The sequence below is a fragment of the Sphaerimonospora cavernae genome (assembly GCF_042435035.1).
GTDB classification, from domain to species: domain Bacteria; phylum Actinomycetota; class Actinomycetes; order Streptosporangiales; family Streptosporangiaceae; genus Sphaerimonospora; species Sphaerimonospora cavernae.
On the sequence record NZ_JBHMQT010000003.1, the window covers coordinates 647,800 to 672,456 of the forward strand.

The 24,657-nt window shown below is 69.4% G+C and carries 24 protein-coding genes; 7 read left to right on the forward strand and 17 right to left on the reverse strand.

Annotation, left to right across the window (positions count from 1 at the left end; all coding sequences use genetic code 11):
* Positions 1–40: 40 nt before the first annotated feature.
* Positions 41–412 carry a ClpX C4-type zinc finger protein gene (locus tag ACFHYQ_RS03505; protein WP_394299559.1) on the reverse strand — a complete coding sequence of 124 codons (372 nt, stop codon included), beginning with the start codon at positions 410–412 and terminating at the stop codon, positions 41–43.
* Positions 413–560: 148 nt separating this feature from the next.
* On the opposite strand from ACFHYQ_RS03505, the gene ACFHYQ_RS03510 reads away from it, so the two are divergent.
* Entirely contained in the window at positions 561–980 is a 420-nt protein-coding gene (locus ACFHYQ_RS03510) for a hypothetical protein (protein WP_394299560.1), read from the forward strand.
* Positions 981–1,192: 212 nt separating this feature from the next.
* On the opposite strand, the gene ACFHYQ_RS03515 is transcribed toward ACFHYQ_RS03510, so the two are convergent.
* Positions 1,193–2,185, reverse strand: coding sequence for a DMT family transporter (locus ACFHYQ_RS03515; protein ID WP_394299561.1), 993 nt, complete (start codon positions 2,183–2,185; stop codon positions 1,193–1,195).
* Here ACFHYQ_RS03515 and ACFHYQ_RS03520 point away from each other — a divergent pair.
* The 4 genes from ACFHYQ_RS03520 (at position 2,148) to ACFHYQ_RS03535 (ending at position 5,863) form a co-directional block, all read left to right on the forward strand.
* Positions 2,148–3,566, forward strand: coding sequence for an aminotransferase-like domain-containing protein (locus tag ACFHYQ_RS03520; RefSeq protein WP_394299562.1), 1,419 nt, complete (start codon positions 2,148–2,150; stop codon positions 3,564–3,566). The two genes, ACFHYQ_RS03515 and ACFHYQ_RS03520, sit on opposite strands and share 38 nt — an antisense overlap.
* A gap of 59 nt (positions 3,567–3,625) precedes the next feature.
* A complete protein-coding gene (locus tag ACFHYQ_RS03525) occupies positions 3,626–4,174 on the forward strand; it encodes a CGNR zinc finger domain-containing protein (protein WP_394299563.1) in 549 nt (182 codons plus the stop codon).
* A 38-nt stretch (positions 4,175–4,212) separates the two neighbouring features.
* Complete coding sequence (locus ACFHYQ_RS03530) at positions 4,213–4,815, forward strand: GNAT family N-acetyltransferase (protein WP_394299564.1); 603 nt, start codon at positions 4,213–4,215, stop codon at positions 4,813–4,815.
* Positions 4,816–4,993: 178 nt separating this feature from the next.
* On the forward strand, positions 4,994–5,863 hold the full coding sequence (locus ACFHYQ_RS03535) for a 1,4-dihydroxy-2-naphthoate polyprenyltransferase (protein ID WP_394299565.1): 870 nt from the start codon (positions 4,994–4,996) through the stop codon (positions 5,861–5,863).
* Between the two features lie 57 nt (positions 5,864–5,920).
* Here the strand turns inward: ACFHYQ_RS03535 and ACFHYQ_RS03540 are convergent, their stop codons facing one another.
* From ACFHYQ_RS03540 to rimP, 14 genes are all read right to left on the reverse strand, one after another.
* Positions 5,921–6,319: a hypothetical protein gene (locus ACFHYQ_RS03540; protein ID WP_394299566.1), complete on the reverse strand. Its 399-nt coding sequence runs from the start codon at positions 6,317–6,319 to the stop codon at positions 5,921–5,923.
* 352 nt (positions 6,320–6,671) lie between these two features.
* On the reverse strand, positions 6,672–7,409 hold the full coding sequence (dapB, locus tag ACFHYQ_RS03545) for a 4-hydroxy-tetrahydrodipicolinate reductase (protein ID WP_394299567.1): 738 nt from the start codon (positions 7,407–7,409) through the stop codon (positions 6,672–6,674).
* 144 nt (positions 7,410–7,553) lie between these two features.
* Positions 7,554–8,864: a M16 family metallopeptidase gene (locus ACFHYQ_RS03550; RefSeq protein WP_394299568.1), complete on the reverse strand. Its 1,311-nt coding sequence runs from the start codon at positions 8,862–8,864 to the stop codon at positions 7,554–7,556.
* Positions 8,861–11,170 (reverse strand): polyribonucleotide nucleotidyltransferase, encoded by a 2,310-nt coding sequence (locus ACFHYQ_RS03555; protein WP_394299569.1) that lies wholly within the window; start codon positions 11,168–11,170, stop codon positions 8,861–8,863. The genes ACFHYQ_RS03550 and ACFHYQ_RS03555 overlap by 4 nt, the downstream gene beginning before the upstream one ends.
* Before the next feature lie 369 nt (positions 11,171–11,539).
* Positions 11,540–11,809 (reverse strand): 30S ribosomal protein S15, encoded by a 270-nt coding sequence (rpsO, locus tag ACFHYQ_RS03560; RefSeq protein ID WP_204011947.1) that lies wholly within the window; start codon positions 11,807–11,809, stop codon positions 11,540–11,542.
* A 233-nt stretch (positions 11,810–12,042) separates the two neighbouring features.
* Complete coding sequence (locus tag ACFHYQ_RS03565; protein ID WP_394299570.1) at positions 12,043–12,987, reverse strand: bifunctional riboflavin kinase/FAD synthetase; 945 nt, start codon at positions 12,985–12,987, stop codon at positions 12,043–12,045.
* A 93-nt stretch (positions 12,988–13,080) separates the two neighbouring features.
* Positions 13,081–14,001, reverse strand: a complete 921-nt coding sequence (gene truB, locus ACFHYQ_RS03570; RefSeq protein ID WP_394299571.1) for a tRNA pseudouridine(55) synthase TruB — start codon at positions 13,999–14,001, stop codon at positions 13,081–13,083.
* 19 nt (positions 14,002–14,020) lie between these two features.
* On the reverse strand, positions 14,021–15,055 hold the full coding sequence (locus ACFHYQ_RS03575) for a DHH family phosphoesterase (RefSeq protein ID WP_394299572.1): 1,035 nt from the start codon (positions 15,053–15,055) through the stop codon (positions 14,021–14,023).
* Complete coding sequence (gene rbfA / locus ACFHYQ_RS03580) at positions 15,052–15,540, reverse strand: 30S ribosome-binding factor RbfA (protein ID WP_394299659.1); 489 nt, start codon at positions 15,538–15,540, stop codon at positions 15,052–15,054. The genes ACFHYQ_RS03575 and rbfA overlap by 4 nt, the downstream gene beginning before the upstream one ends.
* Positions 15,541–15,590: 50 nt before the next feature.
* Positions 15,591–15,890, reverse strand: a complete 300-nt coding sequence (locus ACFHYQ_RS03585) for a DUF503 domain-containing protein (protein ID WP_394299573.1) — start codon at positions 15,888–15,890, stop codon at positions 15,591–15,593.
* Positions 15,891–15,961: 71 nt separating this feature from the next.
* Positions 15,962–19,066, reverse strand: coding sequence for a translation initiation factor IF-2 (gene infB, locus ACFHYQ_RS03590; RefSeq protein ID WP_394299574.1), 3,105 nt, complete (start codon positions 19,064–19,066; stop codon positions 15,962–15,964).
* 190 nt (positions 19,067–19,256) lie between these two features.
* Positions 19,257–19,550 carry a YlxR family protein gene (locus ACFHYQ_RS03595; RefSeq protein ID WP_204011958.1) on the reverse strand — a complete coding sequence of 98 codons (294 nt, stop codon included), beginning with the start codon at positions 19,548–19,550 and terminating at the stop codon, positions 19,257–19,259.
* Positions 19,534–20,523 (reverse strand): transcription termination factor NusA, encoded by a 990-nt coding sequence (nusA, locus tag ACFHYQ_RS03600; RefSeq protein ID WP_394299660.1) that lies wholly within the window; start codon positions 20,521–20,523, stop codon positions 19,534–19,536. Before nusA ends, ACFHYQ_RS03595 begins: the two co-directional genes overlap by 17 nt.
* 23 nt (positions 20,524–20,546) lie before the next feature.
* Positions 20,547–21,071, reverse strand: a complete 525-nt coding sequence (gene rimP / locus ACFHYQ_RS03605) for a ribosome maturation factor RimP (RefSeq protein ID WP_394299575.1) — start codon at positions 21,069–21,071, stop codon at positions 20,547–20,549.
* A gap of 289 nt (positions 21,072–21,360) precedes the next feature.
* On the opposite strand from rimP, the gene ACFHYQ_RS03610 reads away from it, so the two are divergent.
* Positions 21,361–21,852, forward strand: a complete 492-nt coding sequence (locus ACFHYQ_RS03610) for a hypothetical protein (RefSeq protein ID WP_394299576.1) — start codon at positions 21,361–21,363, stop codon at positions 21,850–21,852.
* Positions 21,845–22,399 carry a ferritin-like domain-containing protein gene (locus ACFHYQ_RS03615; RefSeq protein WP_394299577.1) on the forward strand — a complete coding sequence of 185 codons (555 nt, stop codon included), beginning with the start codon at positions 21,845–21,847 and terminating at the stop codon, positions 22,397–22,399. The genes ACFHYQ_RS03610 and ACFHYQ_RS03615 overlap by 8 nt, the downstream gene beginning before the upstream one ends.
* A 267-nt stretch (positions 22,400–22,666) precedes the next feature.
* Here the strand turns inward: ACFHYQ_RS03615 and ACFHYQ_RS03620 are convergent, their stop codons facing one another.
* Positions 22,667–24,421, reverse strand: a complete 1,755-nt coding sequence (locus ACFHYQ_RS03620) for a proline--tRNA ligase (RefSeq protein WP_394299578.1) — start codon at positions 24,419–24,421, stop codon at positions 22,667–22,669.
* Positions 24,422–24,657 lie beyond the last annotated feature (236 nt).

The window sequence follows — 24,657 nt, forward strand, 5'->3', positions numbered from 1 at the left end:
ACCTCCAAGGAGACGGACGGCCATACAGACGCCGGCGCGTCTACTCTTCACCGGAGAACCTCTCCCAGGCCGACTGACGGGTCATACCGAGGGCGGCGCCGATCCTGGCCCAGGTGACACCGCGACCGCGCAGTCGACCGACCAAGATCCGCAGGTTCGCGTCGACCTGCGCGCCGACGGCGGCGACGCGGGGCATGAGTTCGAGGATCTGCTCGTCGGTCATGCTGTCCGGCCAGGAGACCTCGGGGTTCGCCGTGGCCTCGGGCGTCAGGGTGAGCACGTCATTGCAGAGCCCGACGCACTCGCTGCAGATGTAGACGCCCGGACCGGCGATGACCTTGGCCACGGCCGTCTTGGGCTTCGCGCAGAACGAGCAATGGATCTCCTGCTCGGCGAGAGATGGGACCGGCATCGCACCCTCTGATCAGCATGCATGTCAGGCTCATCCTGACACCTGTCGACGCAGCCTAGCCCGTCAAGGTCGGCCTGACAAGAATTGAACGCTACGAGATCAAGGTTTCACCCTCCGCGATCATTCACCGACACGTATTCTCACCCGCATGCCGATTACAGAGGAGCGCATCGACGCCGTCGAGCGCGACAATGCCGAGATCAAGCGCGACCTCCGTGAGGTCAAGAGCCACGTCCGTGAAGTCAGGACCCAGCAGACCCTGCAGACCCAGGTGCTGACGAGATACCTCGAGGACATAACCGAACTCCGGACAGGGCAGGATGAGCTCCGGACAGGGCAGGACGAACTCCGCACCAACTACCAGGAGCTGCGCAAGGGGCAGGACGAACTCCGCACCAACTACCAAGAACTACGCACGATGGTCGAGCGCAACACCGAGACTCTGGCGGAGTTCCGATCCGCATTCAACATCGTGCTCGACGAGCTCCAGGCCCAGAAGGCCTGGCGTGAGGAGTTCTCCAGCAAGGTCGCCTGGTTGATGGCCAAGGCAGAGGGCGTCACGAACTAAGGCTCTGCGGCGGAGAGCGCACGGACCTTCGCTCGTTCCATCAAGGTGACTCTCGAAAATCGACGGCGTTCGCACGGCACCGCGCCTTCTTACGGCATCGCGTTTCCCACCGCGCCGGGAGTCACCTGACAAGCCCATCAGTTGATCAGAGCGAGGGCTCGGTGGACGAGCATGCGGGACCACACCGACACCGCGTCGTACCGTCACGGCATTCAAGACCTACGGCCGGCTTGGGTCGTGGCCACGCACACGAGCACGGCGAGGGCTGCCGCGACGGTGGCCACGCCGAACCGCTCGCCCAGCAGCCACCAGGCCCACACGAGCGTGAGCAGCGGCTGCGCGAGTTGGAGTTGCCCGGCACGGGCGATTCCCCCCATCGCCAGCCCGGCATACCACGGGATGAACCCCAAGAACATGGACACCAGACCGACGTAGGCGAACCCGGCGAGCGAGACCCCGGTCGGCTCTGGATGAGTGGACACCGCCAGCACGGCCGTCACCGGTACCGTGATCGGCGCCGCCAGGACCAGGGCGTACGAGATGACCTGCCAGCCCGGTGTCTCCCGAGCCAGCCGCCCGCCCTCCGTGTAGCCGACGGCCGCCGACAGCAGCGCGAGCACCAGCAGCAGGTCCGCCATCGCGAAGTGCCCGCCGCCCCGGGTGAGCGTAAACACGGTGACGGACAGCGCCCCAGCCGCGCACGCTGTCCAGAAGAGCGGCCGAGGCCGCTCCCCCGCCCGCAGTACGGCACAGGCGGCGGTCGCGGCGGGAAGCAGTCCGGTGACGACGGCGGCGTGGGCCGCGCTCGCGCCGCCGTCCAAGGCCAACCCGCTGAACAGCGGGAACCCGAGCACCACGCCGAGCACGATCAGCACGTACGGCCCCAGCCGCTCCCGGGGCGGCAGCAGCGGCAGGCCTGCGGCCTTGAGACAGATGAGTGCGGGGACCGCCGCCACGGCGGCCCGTCCGATCGCGACCAGATAGGGGTCGAACCCGCGCATCGCGAAGATCGTCGCCGGAAACGATCCGGAGAACGAGACCACTCCGGCCGCGGCGAGAAGACTGCCCCGCCACGCCGCCTTGCGGTCCGTTCGCTCCGGTCTCCGTGAGGTCCCGCCGGACTGCTGCGCTATCGGGTCAGAAGGGATAGCGCTACTGTTATTTCTCATGAATGACGATAGCAGTATCGTCCGGCTCGCCGCCATACTCCGGGACGAGGCGGACCGGTCCCGCCCCGGCGACCGCTTGCCGTCGAGCAGGGCGCTGATGCGCCGGTACGGCGTCAGCCCGATCACCGTGTCCCGGGCGATCGCGTGGCTCGCCGCCGAAGGCCGGGTGGTGAGCCGGCCCGGCAGCGGCGTGTTCGTCGCCCCCGTCCGCCGGCCCACGGCGGACGCGCCCGATCACTCCTGGCAGACGCTCGCCCTCGGGGATCGCGTCGTGGACGATGCCGCCGTCGCGACCCTGCTCGCCCATCCCTCCGACGGAGTCATCCCACTGACCGGCGGCTACCTCCACCCGGAACTGCGACCGGTGCGCGCGATCACCGCCGCCGCGGCGCGAGCCGTACGGCGCGCCGACGCCTGGGATGTGCCGCCGCTGAACGGCCTGGCCAGTCTGCGCAGGTGGTTCGCCGGTGAGGCGGGCGGCGCGGTGACGGGCGACGACGTGCTCGTGGTCAGCGGCGGCCAATCCGCGCTGGCACACGCGTTCCGCGCGCTCGCGGCCCCCGGCGCGCCGGTGCTGGTGGAGACCCCCACCTATCCAGGAGCGCTCGCGGCGGCCAAGGCGGCGGGCCTGCGGGCGACAGCCGTGCCGATCGACCAGGACGGGGTGCGGCCAGACCTGCTGGCGGAGGCCTTCGCCGTCACCGGAAGCCGCGTCTTCTACTGCCAGCCGACCCTGCACAACCCGACGGGGGCGACGCTGAGCCTGGAGCGCCGCGAGCAGGTGCTGGCCGTCGCGCGGGCAGCGGGCGCGTTCGTGATCGAGGACGATTACGCCAGATATCTGGCCGCAGGCCCGATCCCGCCTCCGATGGTGGCATTGGACGCCCATGGCACGGTCGTCCACATCCTGTCACTGAGCAAGATCTCCTCACCCAGCCTGCGGGTGGCGGGACTGATCGCGCGTGGTCCGGCGGCGCGGCGATTGCGCGCCGGCCAGGTGGTGGAGTCGTTCTTCGTCTCGCGGCCGCTACAGGAGACGGCACTGGAGTTGGTCGGCTCTCCCGCCTGGCGGCGCCATGTCAGCATGATCCGACAGGAGATCACGACGCGTCAGGCGGCACTCCTCACCGGCCTGGCCCGGCACGCTCCCGAGGCGACCGTCCATCTCGTCCCCCACGGTGGTCTGCACGTCTGGGTGCGGCTGCCTGCCGGTGCGGATGAGGCGGCGGTGGTCGAGGCCGCGCAGCTCAACGGGATCCTGGTCAGCCCGGGCCGCATCTACCATCCGGCCGAACCGCCCGGCCCCCGGCTGCGGCTGACGCACACCGCCGCCGCGAGTCTCGCCGAGCTCGACACGGGTATCCGCCGCCTCGCACCCGCCCTGCGGACGGGGCCGAACGCCGGCTCCGGCGAGTGAAGGCGCTGATTATTCGACCCCGCCGACTGCCGTACAGTGGTCACCAGGGGTGATCGACCATGACTGGCCCGGCGGAGTTGCTCCGCGACTTCGTGAACACCTACGACGTGGAGGATGACGCCGACGATCTGGCGTCCCCTGCCGAGCTGTCGGTGTGGCTGCGCGAACGAGAGTTGATCGCAGACGGAGACCGCGCCGCCGACGAGGACATGCTCATGGCCACCCGGCTACGGGAAGGGCTGCGGCGCGCACTGCGACACAACAACCACGTCGCCGGGCCGTACGACCTGCCGGAGGACCTGGAGACGACGCTGACGGCGCTTCCGGTACGGATCGCACTGGCCGGGGGAACACCCGCGCTGGAGCCGACGTGCTCCGGGGTGGCGGGCGGACTCGCGCGGATCGCGGCGTTGATCCCGGCGGCCCACGCCGAAGGGAGCTGGCGACGGCTCAAGGTGTGCGCGGAAAGCAGCTGCCAGTGGGCGTTCATCGACTCGTCCAAGAACCGGTCGCGTTCCTGGTGCTCGATGCGGTTTTGCGGAAACCGCACCAAAACGAGGGCATATCGGGCACGACGCCGGGCGGAAGGTTCGCCCAGGCCGTCCTGACCAGTACGGTGTTACAGGTACAGAAAGGAGCCGGATCAATGGGTGTACGACCTGCCCGTCTCGAAGACGTCGACGCGGTGACGAGCACCCAGATCCGGGCGTGGAAGTGCGCCTACCGCGACTTCCTGCCTCCCGGCCCGCTTGAGCAGATGACCGGGCCGGCGGCGGAGAAGATGTGGCGTCGCCAGTGGGACGAGGCGATCCTGTCGCCACCCACCCCACGACACCGGGTGCTGGTCGCGGTCGAGCGCGTGGTGCCGGACACGGACGCCTTCACCGCCCTCGGACCTGGTGGAGTCCTGGCCACCGCGGCGCAGCGGGCGTCCGATCGGGTCGTCGGCCTGGCCTCGCACGGACCGGCCGAGGACCCGGATCTGCGTCCGGGCACGACCGCGGAACTGCTGACGCTGCTCATCGACCCCAACCACATCCGGCGTGGCCACGGCAGTCGGCTGCTCAACGCGACCGTCGACTTCCTCCGTGAGGACGGCTATGACACGGTCGTGACGTGGGTGTTCGCCGACAACCACCCGATGCTCGGCTTCCTGGAGTCGGCGGGATGGGGCGAGGACGAGGCCGAGCGGGTGCTGGACATGGGCCGCTCCATTCGGATGATCCGCCTCGGCACCGACATCCGCTGACACATCACCCGTGCTGTTTCCACGTCCGCCTGGGTTCTTCGCTCGGCCGTGCCGTATCGCTTCCCCTGACCATCGCCTGCTCCGCGTGCCCGGACCCTACTGTCGATGTGCACCGAAGGGATGGCCATACTCGCGTGGCCCTCATCACGTGGCTTTCAAGTAAGAAAAGGGAGATGAAGTGGCCACCCCAGCTCAGTGGTTGGCGGGCGCACGCCCCCGAACCCTGCCCGCCGCCGTCGTCCCGGTCGCCGTCGGCACCGGTACCGCGATCGCCGAAGACGGCGCGATCTGGTGGCGCGCCCTGGTGGCGTTGCTCGTCGCACTGGCCCTGCAGGTCGGGGTGAACTACGCCAACGACTACAGCGACGGCATACGCGGCACCGACACTGATCGGGTGGGCCCGGTGCGCCTCGTGGGCTCCGGCGCGGCCGGCCCCAGTTCCGTGCTGGCCGCCGCCCTCCTGTGCTTCCTCGCGGCCGCCGTCGCCGGCCTCACACTCGTGATGGCGACCGGGGCGTGGTGGCTGCTGCTCGTCGGACTGGCCGCGATCCTGGCCGCCTGGTTCTACACCGGCGGCTCCCGCCCGTACGGCTACCGTGCCCTCGGCGAGATCTCAGTCTTCGTGTTCTTCGGCCTCGTGGCGGTGGCCGGGACGACGTACGTCCAGGTCGAGCGCCTCGGCTGGCTGTCACTGGCCGCCTCCGTTCCGGTCGGCCTCCTGGCCTGCGCGCTCCTCGTGGTGAACAACCTCCGGGATATCGCAACCGACGGGACATCGGGCAAGCGGACCCTCGCCGTTGTGCTGGGCGACACCCGCACGCGAGCGCTCTACACGGCGGGCCTGATCCTTCCGTTCGTGATCGCGCTCGCCCTGGTGCCGGTACGGCCCTTCGTCGCACTCACCCTGGTCGCGCTCCCCCTCGTTGTCGCGCCGGTACGGACGGTCCGATCAGGGGCGACCGGACCGTCCCTCATCGCGACGCTCCAGCAGACCGGGCGCCTGCAGCTCGCCTTCGGCGCCCTCTTCACGCTTGGCCTGGCTCTCTGACACCCACCGGTACGGCTGCCGCCCCTCCCCCTGCGGCAGCCGTACCGTGGACGCTCGTCAGCCCCTCGCCGTCCCGACGGGACCAGAGGCCAGTTGCTTGAGGAGCACCATCACCTCGTCGAAGCGCGCGTCCATCTTGTCGAAGCGCGCGTCCATCTTGTCGAAGCGGCGGTCGACGCCATCGAACCGGGCGTTCACCGCGGCGAACTGGGCATCCACCTCACCGAATCGGGAGTCCACCTTGTCGAACCGAGCGTCCACGCTCGCACGGAAGTCCACCACGTCGTCGCGCAGCGCCTGGATCATGCGCACATTGGCGCCCTGAGCGTGCTGCAGGTCCAGTCGTAGACGCTCGACCTTGTTGTCGACGGCGCCGACCAGAATCTTGATCGACTGCACGTCGATCTCGAGCCCGGTGATGCGGTCCTCGAAGTCCATGTCGGCCATGGTAACCATGCCTTTCTCCAGGGGGTTGTCGTTTCGCGAGCCGCCGGGTGGCGGCCCGCGACAACCATGCCGCATGCCCGGATGGCCTCGGACCGCAGAAAAAGGTTCTGTGGATGGACTTCAACCCGATGGACAACGTTTATGAACCTGGCAGGCCAACCAGCCCTCCCGGAACCGCCATCGGCGGCCTGAACTGCGAATACCCGGCCAGAATCGCCGAAGACGACCGGATCGCGATGGAATTGACCAGGGTCGATCCTCCGCGCTCGCCCAGTCGGGACCGGCGTCACCGAGGTTTGGCGGTACCACCCTTCCTAGAGTGGCGGCCCGTTCATCACGCTCCGCGGGCCCCTGCACAGGCCTACAGGTCGAGAAGGCGCTCCAGCCCCACGATGAGACCGTCGAGTCCGCCGACTCGGCGTACGCCGAGCAGGACGCCGGGTGTGAAGGACGCGCGGTTCATCGTGTCGTGGCGGATGGTGAGGATCTCCCCCTCGCCGCCAAGGATGACCTCCTGGTGCGCGATCAGCCCAGCGAGCCGTACGGCGTGCACGTGCACACCGTCCACCGTGGCTCCGCGGGCCCCGTCGAGCTGGGAGGTGGTGGCATCGGGACAGGAGCCGAGTCCTGCCTCCCGGCGGGCCTCGGCCACCAGTTCAGCCGTGCGGCGAGCCGTACCCGAGGGGGCATCGGCCTTGTTGGGGTGGTGAAGCTCGACGATCTCGACCGATTCGAAGTACTTCGCCGCCTGGCGGGCGAAGTGCATCATCAGCACCGCCGCGATGCCGAAGTTGGGGGCGATCAGCGAGTTGGTCCCGGGGTTGGCGGCGAGCCAGCCGCGCACCTGGTCCAGCCGCCGCGCGTCGAAGCCGGTCGTGCCCACCACCGTATGGATGCCGTGGTCGATGCACCACCGCATGTTCCCCATCACGACGTCGGGGTGGGTGAAGTCCACCACCACCTCGGCCTTCGCCAGCGACTCCAACGGGTCGTCCTTGTCGACGGCCGCCACGAGCTCCAGATCATCGGCCGAATGCACGGCCTTGCAGACTTCCACGCCAACACGCCCGCGGGCGCCCAGAACACCGACCTTTATCACGCGCCCAAGGCTATAGCCCCGGACAGGTGGGACGGCGCCAGGGCACGGACGGACCGAGTGAGAGCGGCGGGAGGAATGCGCAGGAGACGAAACGGCCGCGCGGGTCACGACGTGAACCCGCGCGGCCTCCGTGGTATCCGCTGCTCAAGCGATCGCGAAACCGAAGTCCTTGTCCGCGTACGGTCCGATAACGGTGAGGGTGAGCGGCCGGTTGAGCACGTCACCGGCGATGCCGGCGATGTCCTCCGCGGTCACGGCCTCGATCCGGGCGAGCACCTCGTCCACCGACATGAGCTCCTCGTACACCAGTTCGCTCTTGCCGATACGGGACATGCGTGAGCCGGTGTCCTCCAGCCCGAGCACGAGCCCACCGCGCATCTGGCCCTTACCACGGATGATCTCCTCTGCGGAGATGCCCTCGGTCACGACCCTCGCCACCTCGTCCCGGCAGATCTTCAACACATCCTCGATCTTGGACGGTAGGCAGCCCACATAGATGCCGAACTGCCCGGTGTCGGCGTACTGCGATGTGAAGCTGTACGCGCTGTAGGCGAGGCCGCGCTTCTCCCTGATCTCCTGGAACAGCCGCGAGGACATCCCACCGCCCAGGGCCGCGTTGAGCACGCCCAGGGCGAACCTGCGATCGTCGGTACGCGAGACGCCCGTGGTGCCGAGCACCAGATTGGCCTGCTCCGTCGGACGGTCGACCACGCGGATGCCCGAACGTGGCTCCACCCCGGGACCCCCGATGCGCGGCGGCGACGGCAGCGCTCCGCCGTCCAGCGCGCCCGCACGCTCATAAGCGGCCGCCACCAGCTCGACCACCCGCTCGTGGTCCATGTTGCCGGCGATCGACACCACAGTCCGGGGCGGCAGGTAGTAACGCTGGTAGTACTCGCGGATGCGGTCACGGGTGAGTGCGTTGATCGATTCCTCGTTGCCGAGGATCGGCCGACCGATCGGCGTGTCGCCGTACAGTTCGGCGGAGAACTGCTCGTGCACCACGTCGGACGGGTCGTCGTCGTGCATGGCGATCTCCTCCAGGATCACGCCGCGTTCGGACTCCACGTCCTCGGCGGTGATCAGGGAGGAGGTGACCACGTCGGCGAGCACGTCGATCGCTAGTGGGAGATCCTCGTCGAGCACCCGGGCGTAGTAGCAGGTGTACTCCTTGGCCGTGAAGGCGTTGATCTCACCGCCGATGCCCTCGATGGACGCGGAGATCTCCATGGCATCCCGCGTGGGGGTGCCCTTGAACAGCAGGTGCTCGAGAAAGTGCGTGGCGCCCATGTGCTCGGGTGCCTCGTCCCGTGACCCGATGCCGACCCACATGCCGACCGCGACACTGCGGACGGTCGGTATGGTCTCGGTCACCACCCGGAGCCCACCGGGAAGGACGGTGCGGCGGATGACCCCCACGCCGTCCTTACCGGGATACAGAGTTGTGGTCGTCACGAGTTGCGGTCGTCCCGTCCGGCTCGGGTGCGGCTGCGGCGGCGCGGCGTCCGCTGCTCCTCCTCGGGCGCGACGTCCTCCCCGGTGGCCACGGCGGCCTCTCCGTCGTTCTCGGCGGCGCCCTTCTCCGCGGCCTCCTTCTCGACCACCTCGACCGGGACCAGGGAGAGCTTGCCGCGGGAGTCGATCTCAGCGATCTCCACCTGAACCTTCTCACCGACGTTCATGACGTCCTCGACGTTCTCGATCCGCTTGCCGCCGTGCAGCTTGCGGATCTGGGAGACGTGCAGCAGGCCGTCCTTGCCGGGCAGCAGCGACACGAACGCGCCGAAGGCGGCGATCTTCACGACCGTGCCCAGATAGCGCTCGCCGACCTCCGGCATGTGCGGGTTGGCGATGCCGTTGATCAGCGACCGCGCGGCCTCGGCAGACGGGCCGTCGGTGGCGCCGATGTAGATCGTGCCGTCGTCCTCGATCGTGATCTCGGCGCCGGTGTCGTCCTGGATCTGGTTGATCATCTTGCCCTTCGGGCCGATGACCTCGCCGATCTTGTCGACCGGCACCTTGATCGTGATGATGCGCGGCGCGGTCGGGTTCATCTCCGCCGGAGCGTCGATGGCCTCCTGCATCACGTCCAGGATCGCCAGGCGGGCGCCCCTCGCCTGCTTCAGCGCGGCGCCGAGCACGTGCGCCGGGATGCCGTCGAGCTTGGTGTCGAGCTGCAGCGCGGTGATCAGGTCCTTGGTGCCCGCGACCTTGAAGTCCATGTCGCCCATGGCGTCCTCGGCACCGAGGATGTCGGTGAGCGTGACATACTGGTCGCCCTCGCCGATGAGGCCCATCGCGATGCCGGCGACCATCTCCTTGAGCGGCACACCGGCGTCGAGCAGGGACATGGTGGAGGCGCAGACCGAGCCCATCGACGTCGAACCGTTGGACCCGAGCGCCTCCGACACCTGCCGGATGGCGTACGGGAACTCCTCGCGCGACGGCAGCACGGGCAGCAGTGCGCGCTCGGCCAGCGCACCGTGGCCGATCTCACGCCGCTTCGGCGAGCCGACCCGGCCGGTCTCACCGGTCGAGTACGGCGGGAAGTTGTAGTTGTGCATGTAGCGCTTGGTCCGCTCGGGATTGAGCGTGTCGATCATCTGCTCCATGCGCAGCATGTTCAGCGTGGTGACACCGAGGATCTGGGTCTCGCCACGCTCGAACAGGGCCGAGCCGTGCACCCGCGGCACCACGTGGACCTCGGCGCTGAGCAGCCGGATGTCCTTGGGACCGCGGCCGTCGATCCGCACCCCCTCCTTGAGCACCCGCTCACGCATGAGGCTCTTGGTCAGCGAGCGGAAGGCCGCGGCCAGTTCCTTCTCGCGCCCTTCGAAGTCGGCCAGCAGCTTCTCGGCGGCGAGGGCCTTGACCCGCTCGATCTCGAACTCCCGCTCCTGCTTGCCCGCGATGGTCAGCGCCGAAGAGAGCTCACTGCGCACCGCGGCGGTGACGGCCTCGAGTGCGTCCTCCTGGTGGTCCAGGTAGATCGGGTACTCGGCGGTCTCCTTGCCGGCGACCTCGGCCAGCTTGGACTGCGCCTCGCAGAGAACCTTGATGAACGGCTTGGAAGCCTCCAGCCCCTGGGCCACAATCTCTTCGGTGGGCGCGACGGCGCCATCGGCGACCAGCTTGAGCGTGTCCCGGGTGGACTCCGCCTCGACCATCATGATCGCGACATCGCCGTCCGGCAGCACGCGCCCGGCGACCACCATGTCGAACGTCGCGCCACCCAGTTCGTCGTGGGTCGGGAACGCCACCCACTGCCCCTGGATCAGCGCGACGCGGACGCCGCCGATCGGACCGGAGAACGGCAGCCCAGCGAGCTGGGTCGACATGCTCGCCGCGTTGATCGCGACAACGTCGTACAGGTGATCCGGGTGCAGCGCCATCACCGTCGCCACGATCTGGATCTCGTTGCGCAGACCCTTGACGAAGGACGGGCGCAGCGGCCGGTCGATCAGACGGCAGGTGAGGATCGCGTCCTCCGACGGCCGGCCCTCACGCCGGAAGAACGAGCCGGGAATCCGGCCCGCCGCGTACATCCGCTCCTCGACGTCGACGGTGAGCGGGAAGAAGTCCAGGCTCTCCTTCGGATGCTTGGACGCGGTGGTGGCGGACAGGACCATGGTCTCGTTGTCCAGGTAGGCGACCGCGCTGCCGGCCGCCTGCCGGGCGAGGCGCCCGGTCTCGAACCGGATCGTACGCATGCCGAATGAGCCGTTGTCGATAACGGCTTCCGTGTTGTGGACACCCTCCACGGGGGACCTCCTTGTTCGGTCGGTCTCCCGCGTCCTTCCGCCAGGCTCCCCGTTCAGGTGCAGCGCCGGTCTTCGATCGAAGCGCCCGGTTCCTCTCGTACGGCTGTGCCGTACCGACCGGAGGCCACTACCGAGGACCGGCCCTCTCACGCCGCGGGATCGTGCGTGCGGCTTGCGTTCGGACGCGGGGCTTGTCTGTCGGGTGGGGCAGGCCCGATTGGCCCACCGCCCCCTCGGCTGTTCAGTTGTTCCATTTGTTCCGCCGCGCGCGGCGTTCAATCCGGCCTCTCGCGCGGGACGGACGTCCTCCGGACCCATTGTGGCCCGCCATGAGAAAGGAGCGGCGAAGGATCGCCGCTCCTTTCCACATTATCGGCGCAGACCCAGACGCTCGATGAGGGACCGGTAGCGAGTGATGTCCTTCGCCTGCAGGTACTTCAGCAACCGGCGGCGGCGGCCGACCAGCAGGAGCAGACCCCGGCGGCTGTGGTGGTCGTGCTTGTGGACCTTCAGGTGCTCCGTCAGGTCGCTGATGCGCTTGCTCAACAGCGCGATCTGGACCTCCGGCGACCCGGTGTCTCCTTCGCCGGTGGCGTACTCACCGATGATGGCCTTGGTGGTGGCCGCGTCAAGCGACACTTCTTCTCCTTCTGATGGGAGGCACGCACAACATTGCTCAGGTCGTCTCCGACTCCCCAACCCGCGAACGACCGCGCGTGCCTACAGTCGCCGTGAGGCCGGCCCGGTGGCCCGCCACATCCGCCGGACATGACGCCACCTGAACATGGCTGACTTGCAAGGTTACCACCGAGTCGCAGCCTCGCGCGCAACTCCGAGATGGCCTGCGGGCGGCCCGCCATTGGGGAGGCCGGTCAGGCCGTGACCTCACGGGCGCGTGCGACATCCTGGTGCATCTGCTCGATCAGCGCCTCGATCGAATCGAACCGCAACGTGTCCCTGAGCCGCTCGGCGAAGTCGACCGCGACATGCACGCCGTAGAGGTCGAGGTCATCCCGATCCAGCGCGTACGCCTCGACCGTGCGCTCCACTCCGTCGAAGGTCGGGTTCGTCCCGATGGAGATGGCGGCCGGCCAGCGCTGCCCCTCGTACGGCGAGGGCGCCTGGACACATTGCATCCACCCTGCGTAGACGCCCTCCGCCGGGATCGCGGCGAACGGCGGCGACTCGATGTTCGCCGTCGGGAATCCCAGCGCCCGACCCCGCTGATGGCCCCGGACGACCACGCCCTCGACTCGATGCGGGCGCCCCAGCGCGGCGGCCGCGCCGACGACATCCCCGACGGTCAGCCGCTCACGGATGAACGTGGAGGAGATGGTGACGCCGTCGCTGACCAGCGGCACACCCACCGCCACGAAGTCGTACTTCTCCCCCAGCGTCCGCAGCGTGTCCAGATCCCCGGAGGCCTTGTGCCCGAAGCGGAAGTTCTCCCCCACCACGACCCCCGCCGCGTGCAGCCGGTCCACCAGCGCCGTCTGCACGAACTCGTCGGGTGACATCCGCGAGAACTCGAGCGTGAACGGCAGCACGCACACCGCGTCGACGCCCAGCGACGCGAGCAGTTCGGCCTGCCTGTGCAGGGTGGTGAGCCGCAGCGGGTGGGTGCCCGGCCGGACGACCTCATCCGGATGCGGGTCGAAGGTGACGACAACCGATGGCAGGCCGAGATCACGGGCCATGCCCACCGTCTGCGCCACCATCCGCTGATGCCCGAGATGTACACCGTCGAACACGCCGATCGTGACGACGGACCTGCCCCAGTTCTCGGGGACGCCATCCAGTCCGTGCCAGCTCTGCACTTCGACCTCGATTCCTGATACGGCTCGGTTCCTGATACGGCTCGGCAAACCGGCAGTAGACAAGACTGCCATGCGGCCGAGGATGCATTGATGTCAGGGCGCGAAAACCACCAGGGGCCTGGCCGTACCGCCGCGTTCCTCGACGAGGGCCAGCAGCGCCCCTTCCGGGCCGAAGACTCCGACCGGGCCGGGTCCCAGCCCGGCCGCGGGCAGCCGGCCGCCGTGCGCCACCAGCCGGGCATCCTGCGCGGTGACGTCCCTGCGGGGGAAGGCCGCGGTCACCGCGTCCGCGATCGGCATGATCACGCATTCCTTGGCGAGATCTTCGATCGTCCGGGCAGACGCCAGGCCGTACGGTCCGACCCGGGTGCGCCGGAGGCGGGTGAGGTGGCCGCCGACACCGAGGGCGGCCCCGAGGTCTCGCGCCAGTGCCCGGATGTAGGTCCCACTTGAGCAGGTAACGGTGGCGTCGACGTCCACGGCGTCCCCGATGGCCCCGGTGGCCCCGGTGGCCCGGCGGATCGCGGTCACCTCGAACGCGCGGACGGTGACCGGCCGCGCGGCGATCTCGACCTCCTCGCCGGCCCGGGCCCGCTTGTAGGCCCGCTCACCGTTGACCTTGATGGCGCTCACCTGCGGGGGGACCTGCATGATCTCACCGGTGAGCGCGGCGACGCCGGTGCGCACGTCCGCCTCGGTGACGTGCCCGGCGGGGGTGACCGCGGTGATCTCCCCCTCGGCATCGTCGGTGTTGGTGACCACGCCGAGCCGGATCGTGGCCTCGTATACCTTCTCGGTCAGCGCGAGGTGCCCGAGGAGACGGGTGGCCTTCTCGACGCCGACGACGAGCACGCCGGTGGCCATCGGGTCGAGCGTGCCGGCGTGGCCGACCTTGCGGGTCCCGGCGATGCCGCGCATCTTGCCGACGACATCGTGGGAGGTCCAGCCAGCAGGCTTGTCCACGACGATCAACCCGCTCGGCGGCGGAGTTCTGCGAGGCCTTGCCGTACTCATGGATAGGTCCAATGCGAGATCAGGAATTGCGGGGTTCTGGGAGATCAGCCGGGAAGGGAGTGAGACGCGGGCGCAGGGAGGCGATCGTGTCCTCCGGGGGGAGCCTGGAGGAGAAGCCGGCCGCGCGGCTGTGGCCGCCGCCGCCCAACTCGGCGCAGACCCGGCCGACGTCGACCGCACCCTTGGAGCGGGTCGAGACGTTCCAGACCCCCTCGTCGTCCTCCTTGAGCACTACCGCGACGTCCGCCTCGTCGACCCGGCGGACCACGTCGATCACGCTCTCCACCTCGTCGTACGGCAGGCCGCCCAGCACACGGTCGGCGCGGGTGACGTAGGTCCACACCAGACCGTGACCCGCCGCGGCCGACCGCTCCAGCATGACCCTGCCGAGCGCGGCGCCCAGCACTCGCAGGTAGGCGAACGGCGAGCGGTCGTACAGTTCTCTGGCGATCTCGTCAGGTCTCAGTCCGGCGGTGATCAGCCGCCCCGCCATCGCGTGGACCGCCGCGGTGGTCGCCGAATAGCGGAAGGAGCCCGTGTCGGTCACCAGCCCCGTGTACAGGCAGGTCGCGACGTCCCTGCCCACCGGCAGGGCCAGCCGGTGGATGAGCTCCTCGGTCAGGACGGCCGTGGCAGCGGCCGAGGCGTCGATCAGATGCAGCGACCCGAACCGGGTGTTGGACACGTGATGGTCGATTACGACGAGCTCCCCCGCACGGCCCGCGATCGGGGCGAGCAGGCCGAGCCGCTCCACCGTGGAGGCGTCGAATGTGATCATCAGATCCGGTTCCGCCGGGTAGGCGGCGGGCTCGACCAGCAACTCCTGGCCGGGCAGGAACCGCAGCAGGCGGGGTACGGCGAAGCAGCGGTCACCGAACGACGCGACGACCCTCTTCCCGGTGCGGGCCAGCGCGAGACCGAAGCCGAGCATCGAGCCGAGGGCGTCTCCATCGGGGGAGACATGACATGCGAGCGCGACACTGTCCGCACCGCGGACCAGTTCGATCACCCGTTCCCAGCTCGTCTCCCCGACAGCGGCGTCGATCGTCGTCACCTCGCCCGGTGCCGGTGTTCGTCCTCGCTGTCCACGTCGACGTCGACAGCGACGGCGTCCCCGGCCTGATCCTCCTCGAACCGGTAGGGGTCGGCGTCCCCGGCGAACTGGGCGCCCTCGGCCTGCCTGGCGATCTCCGCGTCTCTGGCCCGCGCCGCCGCGAACAGGTCGTCCATGTGGCGTGCGCTGTCGGGCAGCGGGTCGTGGACGAACGTGAGCGTGGGGGTGTGCCGCAGCCCGGTCTGGCGTCCCACCTCCGACCTGATGATCCCCTTGGCGCTCTCCAGCGCGGTGGCGGTCGCGGCCCGCTCGGCCTCCGAGCCGAAGACCGTGTAGTAGACCGTCGCGTCGCCCAGGTCGGCGGTGATCCTCGCGTCGGTCACCGTGACGAACCCGAGCCGCGGATCCTTGATCCGCCGCTCAAGCATCTCGGCGACGACCTGCTGGATGCGGTCGGCCAGTTTTCTGGCGCGCGCTACGTCCATGCTCACGCTCCCTCATTCACTCGTACGGCTGACGCGCCGACCCGGCCGCCTTATTCCTCGTGGTCGTTGAAGAGCCGCTGTCGTACGGACAGCAGTTCGATCTCGGGGTGGAATGCGACCACACGCTCACACGAGCCGAGCACCTCGTCGCAGTTGGCGGCCGAGGCCGAAACCACCGCGATGCCGATCTCCGCGCGGCGGTGCAGATCCAGGTGACCGGTCTCGGCCACCGCGATGCTCGGGAACCTCCGCTGCAACTCGGCGATCAGCGGACGGACCACGGAGCGCTTCTGCTTCAGCGAACGCACATCGCCGAGCAGGATGTCCAGAGTAAGTGCCCCAATGTACATGGATGTCTCAACCGCGGAGACGACGTTCGGCCGCCGCCCCCCTGAAAGAACGGGGGGCGGCGGCACGGACGTCAGACGCGCGGCTTCTCCCGCATCTCGAACGTCTCGATGACGTCCTCGAGCTTGAGGTCGTTGTAGCCGACGCCGATACCGCACTCGAAGCCCTCGCGGACCTCGGTCGCGTCGTCCTTGAACCGACGCAGCGACGAGACGGTGAGGTTGTCGGCCACGACGACGCCGTCGCGGATGAGCCGGGCCTTGCTGTTGCGGGTGATCGTGCCCGTGCGCACCATCGAACCGGCGACGTTGCCGATCTTCGGAACCTTGAAGATCTCGCGGATCTCGGCGGTGCCCGTACGGACCTCCTCGAACTCCGGCTTCAGCATGCCCTTGAGGGCCGCCTCGATCTCCTCGATCGCCTGGTAGATGACCGAGTAGTACCGGATGTCGACGCCCTCGCGCTCGGCCAGGTCGCGCGCCCGCACCTCGGGACGCACGTTGAAGCCGATGATGACCGCGTTGTCGTCGGCCATCGCCAGGTTGACGTCGTACTCCGTGATGGCACCGACGGCGCGGTGCAGCACGCGGAGGCTGACCTCCTCGCCGACGTCGATCTTGAGCAGCGCGTCCTCAAGGGCCTCCACCGAACCGGAGACGTCACCCTTGATGATGAGCTTGAGCTCGTTGACCTGGCCCTTCTCGAGGTCCTTGAACAGTTCCTCGAGGGTGCGACGGCGACCGGACTTCGCCATGTCGGCGATGCGCTGACGTGCCGCCCGCTGCTGGGCGATCTGACGGGCCATCCGGTCGTCGGAGACGACGATGAAGTTGTCGCCCGCCCGCGGTACCGCGGTCAGACCGAGCACCAGGACCGGACGCGACGGGTCGGCCTCCTCGACCGGCTCGCCGTTGTCGTCCAGCATCGCGCGGACGCGGCCGAAGGCCTCGCCGCACACGATCGAGTCGCCGACCCGGAGTGTGCCGCGCTGCACGAGCACGGTGGCCACGGGGCCGCGGCCCTTGTCCAGGTGCGCCTCGATGGCCAGACCCTGGGCGTCCATGTCCGGGTTGGCCCGCAGGTCGAGCTCGGCGTCCGCGGTCAGCAGGATGGCCTCGAGCAGGCTGTCGATGCCTACGCCCTGCTTGGCGGAGATGTCCACGAACAGCGTGGAACCGCCGTACTCCTCGGCCACCAGGCCGTACTCAGTGAGCTGCGCCCGGACCTTGGTGGGGTCCGCGCCCTCCTTGTCGATCTTGTTGACCGCGACCACGACCGGGACGTCGGCCGCCTGGGCGTGGTTGAGCGCCTCGATCGTCTGCGGCTTCACACCGTCGTCGGCCGCGACCACCAGCACCGCGATGTCGGTGGCCTTCGCACCGCGGGCACGCATGGCGGTGAACGCCTCGTGGCCCGGGGTGTCGATGAAGGTGATCTTCCGCCGCTCGCCCTCGTGCGTGGTCGACACCTGGTAGGCGCCGATGTGCTGGGTGATGCCGCCGGCCTCGCGGGAGGCGACGTTGGTGTGCCGGATCGCGTCGAGTGTCTTGGTCTTACCGTGGTCGACGTGGCCCATGACGGTCACGACCGGCGGGCGCGGCGCGAGATCGGCCTCGTCGCCCTCGTTCTCACCGAACTCGATCTTGAAGGACTCGAGCAGCTCCCGGTCCTCCTCCTCCGGGCTGACGACCTGGACGATGTAGTCCAACTCGGCGCCGAGAAGCTGCAGGGTCTCCTCGTTGACCGACTGGGTCGCGGTCACCATCTCGCCCAGGTGCAGCATGATCTGCACGAGCGAGGCGGGGTTCGCGCCGATCCGGTCGGCGAAGTCGGACAGGGAGGCACCACGCGGGAGCCGGATCGTCTGTCCGCCGCCACGAGGAACCTGCACGCCGCCGATCGCCGGCGCCTGCATGTTGTCGAACTCTTGACGCCGCTGACGCTTCGACTTGCGACCACGGGTCGGACGACCACCCGGACGTCCGAACGCGCCCGCCGTGCCACCGCCGCGGCCACGGCCACCGCCGCCGGGGCGGCCGGCGAACCCACCGCCACCGGCACCCGGTCCACCGCCGGCGCCACCGGGACGGCCCGCGCCGGCACCCGGCCGGGGACCGCCGAACCCGCCGCCCGGACGGCCGCCGCCACCGGGACGGCCACCGCCGCCGGGAGCGGGACGGCCACCGCCACCGGGACGGCCACCGCCGCCCGGTCCGGCCGGACGCCCCTGCGGCATCATCATCGGATTGGGACGCGGGCCACCCGGACGTGGACCCCCGGCGCCCGGACCGGGACGCGGACCACCCATACCGGGACCCGGCCGCGGACCGCCGGGGCCCGGACGAGGACCACCCGCGCCCGGAGCGCCGGAGCGACCGGCGGGCGGACGCGGAATGGCGCCGCCTGCGTCGCGACGAGGCTCGCGCGGACCGCGGTCTCCACCAGAACGATCTCCCCGTTCTCCGCCGTCACGACCGCCCGGCCGCGCGGGACGCTGCCCCATGCCGCTGGCGTTCGAGGAGAAGGGGTTGTTACCGGGCCGCGGGCCGCGGGGGCCGGGCTTGGGCGCACCGGGGCGCGGGGCGCCGCCTCCCGGCGCGCCGGCACCGGCTGGCGCACCCGGCACCGGCCGCGGGCCAGGCCGGGGGCCGGGCTTGGGCGCGGCGGGACCCGGGCGAGGGCCGGAAGCCGCCGCGGGACGCGGCGCCTCGGGACGGGGCGCCTCGGGACGCGGGACGTCCGGACGCGGCGCCCGCGGGCGTGCGGCGTCAGGACGCGCGGCCTCGGGCTGTGGGACCGGCGGGGTCGGATGAGGCATCGGAACCGGCCGCGGGGCCGGACGCGGCCCCGGCTTCGGGATCGGCTTCGCCGCCGTTCCCGCGGGCTGGGCCGCACCTGTCGACTGGAGGGGGGACGGCGCCTGCGCGGCACCGTCGCCGGCCGGGCTCTCTGCCGGCCTCGGCGCAGGCTTCGGCTGCGCCGAACGGGAGGACGGCTTGCCGCCGCCCTTGGAGGCGTCACCCTTGCCGAACGCCTCTGTTAGCTTGCGGACGACCGGCGCCTCGATCGTGGAGGACGCCGACCTCACGAACTCGCCCATTTCGGTGAGCTTGGCCATGACGACCTTGCTCTCGACTCCGAACTCCTTGGCGAGCTCGTACACCCGGACCTTCGCCACTGCACTCCCTAACTCGGTCCGGGAGGCTCGCAGTGCCGCCGGACCGTCGCTAACTGAACGTACTCATCGCCGCGTGCTCATCAGGCGCTCATGGCAATCTGACTCCGCCCATCAACTCGGCGTCCTACTTGACGATTTCTTCATGCCGGCCCCGGACGTCCGGAGCCGAACGGTAACCCTTCACCCGGTGCTATCCGGCGTCAAGCCCCTCCAGGTGAGCCCGCAGAACACTCACGTCAAACACTCCCTGTGCGCGAAACGCACGAGAGAACGCCCGACGGCGCTCGGCGAGCTCCAGACAGCGCAGGGACGGATGCAATGACGCACCACGCCCCGGGAGCCGCCCTCCCGGATCCGGGATGACGACACCCTCGACCACCACCAGGCGGAGCAACTCGGACTTTACCGTGCGAACCCGGCAACCCACGCACGTTCTTAACGGGGTTGCCCGGCAACCATATTCCAGCTTACCGTGCCGACGCATCAGCGGGATCAGCCGGTGCCTCCTGGACGTCAGGACGGATGTCGATCCGCCATCCGGTCAGCCGCGCGGCGAGACGAGCGTTCTGCCCCTCCTTGCCGATCGCCAGCGACAACTGGTAATCGGGTACGGTCACCCGGGCCATCCGGCCGTCCGGATCGATTACCTCGACTCGGGAAACGCGCGCGGGCGACAGGGCATTCCCGACGAAGTCCGCCGGTTCCTCCGACCAGTCGATGATGTCGATCTTCTCGCCGTGCAGCTCGGTCATGACGTTCCGCACTCGGGACCCCATGGGGCCGATACAGGCGCCCTTGGCGTTCACACCCGGCCTGCGCGACCTGACCGCGATCTTGGTGCGGTGACCGGCCTCGCGGGCGATGGCGGCGATCTCCACGGTGCCGTCGGCGATCTCGGGCACCTCCAGCGCGAAGAGCTTCTTCACCAGGTTCGGGTGCGTACGCGACAGAGTCACCGACGGGCCCTTCGGCCCCTTCTTGACCTGGACCACATAGCAGCGGATGCGCTCGCCGTGCAGGTACTCCTCGCCGGGGACCTGCTCGTTGTGCGGCAGGATCGCCTCGATCTTGCCGAGGTCGACCAGCACGACCCTCGGATCCTTGCCCTGCTGGATGATCCCGGCGACCAGCTCGCCCTCACGGCTTGCGAACTCCCCGAAATTGATCTCGTCCTCGGCGTCGCGGAGCTGCTGGAGGATCACCTGCTTGGCCGTCGTGGCGGCGATCCGGCTGAAGTTGCCCGGGGTGTCGTCGTACTCCCTGGCCACCTCACCGTTCTCGTCGAGCTCGGCGGCCCAGATGGTCACGTGGCCGGAGACGCGGTCGAGGTCGGCGCGCGCCTTCGGCGCGGCGCCCTCGGTCCGGAAGTACGCGATCAGCAGCGCGTCCTCGATCGCCTTGACGACCAGGTCGAAGGAGATGTCCTTCTCCCGCTCCAGGCTGCGCAGGACGCTCATGTCAATGTCCACAAGGCTCCCCCCTAGCCCTCGTCGTCAGTGTCGTCGACATCATGGGCGCCGTCGAAGTCACCGCCGAAGGCGTCGTCGAACTCGGCCGGCCGGTTGAACTCCACCTGCACGCGGCCCCGAACCAACTCGTCGAACGCGATGCGGCGTGTCCCGTCCAGTTCCACACCGGACTCGCCCGTCCCGGTCACACGCCCTTCCACGGTCGTACCGTCCCGCATCTCGGCCTTCACCAGACGACCTCGCGCCCGGCGCCAGTGGCGCGGCTCGGTCAGCGGCCTGTCCACTCCGGGGGAGCTGACCTCCAGGACGTACGGACCCGTGCCCAGAACGTCCGATTCGTCCAGTCGCCTGGAGACCGACTGGCTCACTTCGGCCACGTCGTCCAACGTGACGCCGCCGTCGCGGTCCACGATCACGCGTACGAGCCGCCGTCTGCCCGCCGGGACGATCTTCACGTCCTCCAGGTCGAGCCCCTTCTCGGCGACCACCGGGCCGAGCAGCTCCACCAGACGGCCGCGTCGCGGGTCACTGCCCATGCCGACCTCCCATTCACTGGTGTACCTCGCCCGATGTGCCAACAGCCTATCGACACCGCAGGGCGGAAATGGCGCCATACCCGAGCGGCGAGCCGACACGAGCCCGACCATCATCACGAAGCGGTGACTACTGGGCGGCGCGCCGTACGATGCTAGTGCCCCGACCGACAAGATTCGCCCTGACGGCGCAGTCCTGGAGGGACGCCGGCGCGACGGCGGAGAAGGCGGGAAGGGCTCAACGGGAGCCGGCGGGAGGACGTTGGTCGTGGAACGGAGCGGCGGAGCACGCGTGACCAGGCGCGTCCTGCTGGGCGCGACGGCTGCCGGGCTCACCGCCACCGGCTGCTCGTCCCGCTCCCCCGAGCCCCCCGCGCCGAAACCACCGGACCCTGAGGCGGTGTTGCTGAGCACGCTGATCCGCGACAAGGAGCGGCTGGTCGCGCTCTATCAGCGGGCCGCTCTCGGCTCGGCCAAGACGGCCACCGCGCTAGAACCGTTCCGGCAGCGGCATGTCGCCCATCTGGCCGCTCTGCGCGACATGGTGCCACCTGGCGCCGAAGGCCGCGCAGGCGCCGCCCTGTCTCCCTCTCCCTCAGGCTCACCGTCGCCGTCGGAGGGCTCGTCTGTGACCGTCGGCAGACTCCGCGACGCCGAACGCCGGGCGGCGGCCGGGCGACCCGGTCAGCTGGCCAAGGCGTCCCCCGCGCTCGCGCAACTGCTGGCGAGCATCGGGGCCTGCGAGGCCGTCCACGCCGTCGCGCTGGGGAGACTGCGTGACTGACCTGGCCATCGCGCAACCGGCTGCCACGGAGCCGACCGCCGCCGTCCCAGCCGCCGCCGATCCCGCGGCCGGCGGCGACGCTCTCGCCAGGGCGCTGGCAGCCGAGCACGCCGCCGTGTACGCCTACGGGGTGATCGGCGGGAAGGTCGCCGACGGGCTACGCGCGCGGGCCACGGGCGGGTTCGACGCCCATCGAGCACGGCGTGATCGGCTCCGCTCGGTGATCACTCAGCGCGGCGGATCGCCGACGGAACCGGGGCCCGCCTATCACCTGCCCTTCGAGGTACGGACCTCGGCCGACGCGGTTCGCCTGGCCGTACTGGTGGAGGGCCGCCTGATCACCGCCTACCTGGAGCTCGCCGCCGATCGCGACCCGTCGCTGCGCCGGCTCGCCGCACTGGCCGCCCAGGAATGCGCCACCCGAGCGTACGGCTGGCAGCCGTCGATCAGTGCCTTCCCCGGAATGCCCGGCCGGGCCGAATCCGGCCCCTCGCCAGCCGGCCCCACACCGTCATCGTCCCCGTCGCAGCCGAAGCCGATCGGCTAGCCACACCCCCATCCCGTGATCTTGCGAATACTCGCACACGTGCCTTCTACCTGCAAAAACGCTTTTATGATCTTGCAGAAACTCGCACAGGGCGCCCCCGACCTGGCAAGTCATCATTCGCGATCTTGCAATTGCAAGATCACGAATGATGACGCCGCAGGTAGACAGACACCTAAGCGAGTACCTGCAAGATCACAAAGAGAATCCAGGCAGGTCAACGAGGATTACTGCGAGTATTCGCAAGATCACGATGGGGGGGTTGGGGGGTTATGCGTGCGGAGTGGGGCGGCAGGCGGTCAGAATGCGGTCGACGGCCTCGTCGACCGGGATCTCCTCCTTCGTCCCGCTCACCCGGTCGCGCAGCTCCACGACTCCCTGGCCGAGCCCACGGCCCACGATCAGGATGGTCGGCATGCCGAGCAGCTCGGCGTCCTTGAACTTGACGCCGGGCGAGACTCCGGGACGGTCGTCGACCACGACCCGCAGGCCGCGCGACTCCAGTTCCTCGGCAAGCCCGCTGGCGACCTCGACCTGGTTCTCCTTGCCGGTCCCGACGATGTGGACATCGGCCGGGGCCACCTCGCGGGGCCACACCAGGCCCAACTCGTCGTGGCACTGCTCGGCGAGCACGGCCACTGCCCGGGAGACGCCGACGCCGTACGAACCCATCGTGATCCGGATCGGCTTGCCATCGGGCCCGAGGGCGTCGAGTGCGGCGGCGTCGGCATACTTGCGGCCAAGCTGGAAGATGTGGCCGATCTCGATACCGCGGTCGATCGACAGGGGGTGACCGCAGCGGGGGCAGGCGTCCCCGGCGCGAACCTCCGCGGCCTCGATCGTGCCGTCGGGCTGGAAGTCCCGGCCCGACACCACGTGGGCGGCGTGCTTGCCGGGCAGGTTCGCACCCGTCACCCAGGCGGAGCCGGTGACCACGCGCGGGTCCACCAGGTAGGTGATGCCGAGTGCCTTGAGCACCTGCGGCCCGATGTAGCCGCGCACCAGGCCGGGATGGCGTGCGAAGTCCTCCGCCTCGAAGATCTCCGGGACCCCGGGCGCCAGCGCAGCCTCCAGGCGCTTGAAGTCCACCTCACGGTCACCGGGGACGCCGATGACCAGCGGCTTGATCTTGTCGGAACCGGGCGTACGGACCTTCACCACGATGTTCTTCAGCGTGTCCGCCGCGGTGATCCCGAGACCGAAGTGCTCGTTGACGTGGGCGACCAGTGACTCGATGGTCGGCGTGTCGGGCGTGTCCAGGATCTGGAGCGGCGGTTGCCCCCCGGTGACGGCGGGCGGCGCGGGGGTGACGACGGCCTCGGCGTTGGCGGCGTAGCCGCAGTCGTGGCAGGACACGAACGCGTCCTCCCCCGTCGGGCAGGGCGCGAGGAACTCCTCGGAGGCCGAGCCGCCCATCGCGCCGGACATCGCGAAGCAGATCCGGTAGTCGATGCCGAGCCGGCCGAAGATCCGGATGTAGGCGTCCCGGTGCATCTCGTAGGAACGCTTCAGCCCGTCGTCGTCCAGATCGAAGGAGTAGGAGTCCTTCATCACGAACTCGCGGCCGCGGAGGATGCCGGCCCGGGGGCGGGCCTCGTCGCGATACTTCGTCTGGACCTGGTAGAGGGTCACCGGGTAGTCCTTGTAGGAGGAGTACTCCCCCTTGACCATGTCGGTGAACATCTCCTCGTGAGTCGGCCCCAGCAGGTAGTCGGCGCCCTTGCGATCCTTCAGGCGGAACAGCGTGTCGCCGTACTCGGTCCAGCGGCCGGTGGTCTCGTAGTAGTCGCGGGGCAGCAGCGCGGGGAAGAGCACCTCCTGGGCGCCCATCCGATCCATCTCCTCACGCACGACCCGGGCGACGTTCTCCAGTACGATCTTGCCGAGCGGGAGCCAGGAGTAGATGCCGGGCGCGACCCGGCGGACGTATCCGGCGCGGACGAGCAGCTTGTGGCTCGGCACTTCCGCGTCCGCCGGATCCTCACGCAGCGTGCGCAGGAACAGGGTCGACATACGCAGCAGCACGGCTACTCCTTGCTCGTGAGAGGTCTCGCGCGATATCTCCTCAGTCTTCCCGGAGACGGCGTGAGAGCCGAAGTGGAGATGATGTGACCCAAGGTTATCGACTTCCGGGACGGGACGCTGCTTCCCGTCGCCCGCCGGCCGCTCTCCTGGCTTCGCCCGCCGGTCACCGGCCCAGTCAGGCGGAGTCAGGCGGTGGCGGCGAACGCGCAGACGGCGGCCGCGGCCACGCCACCGAG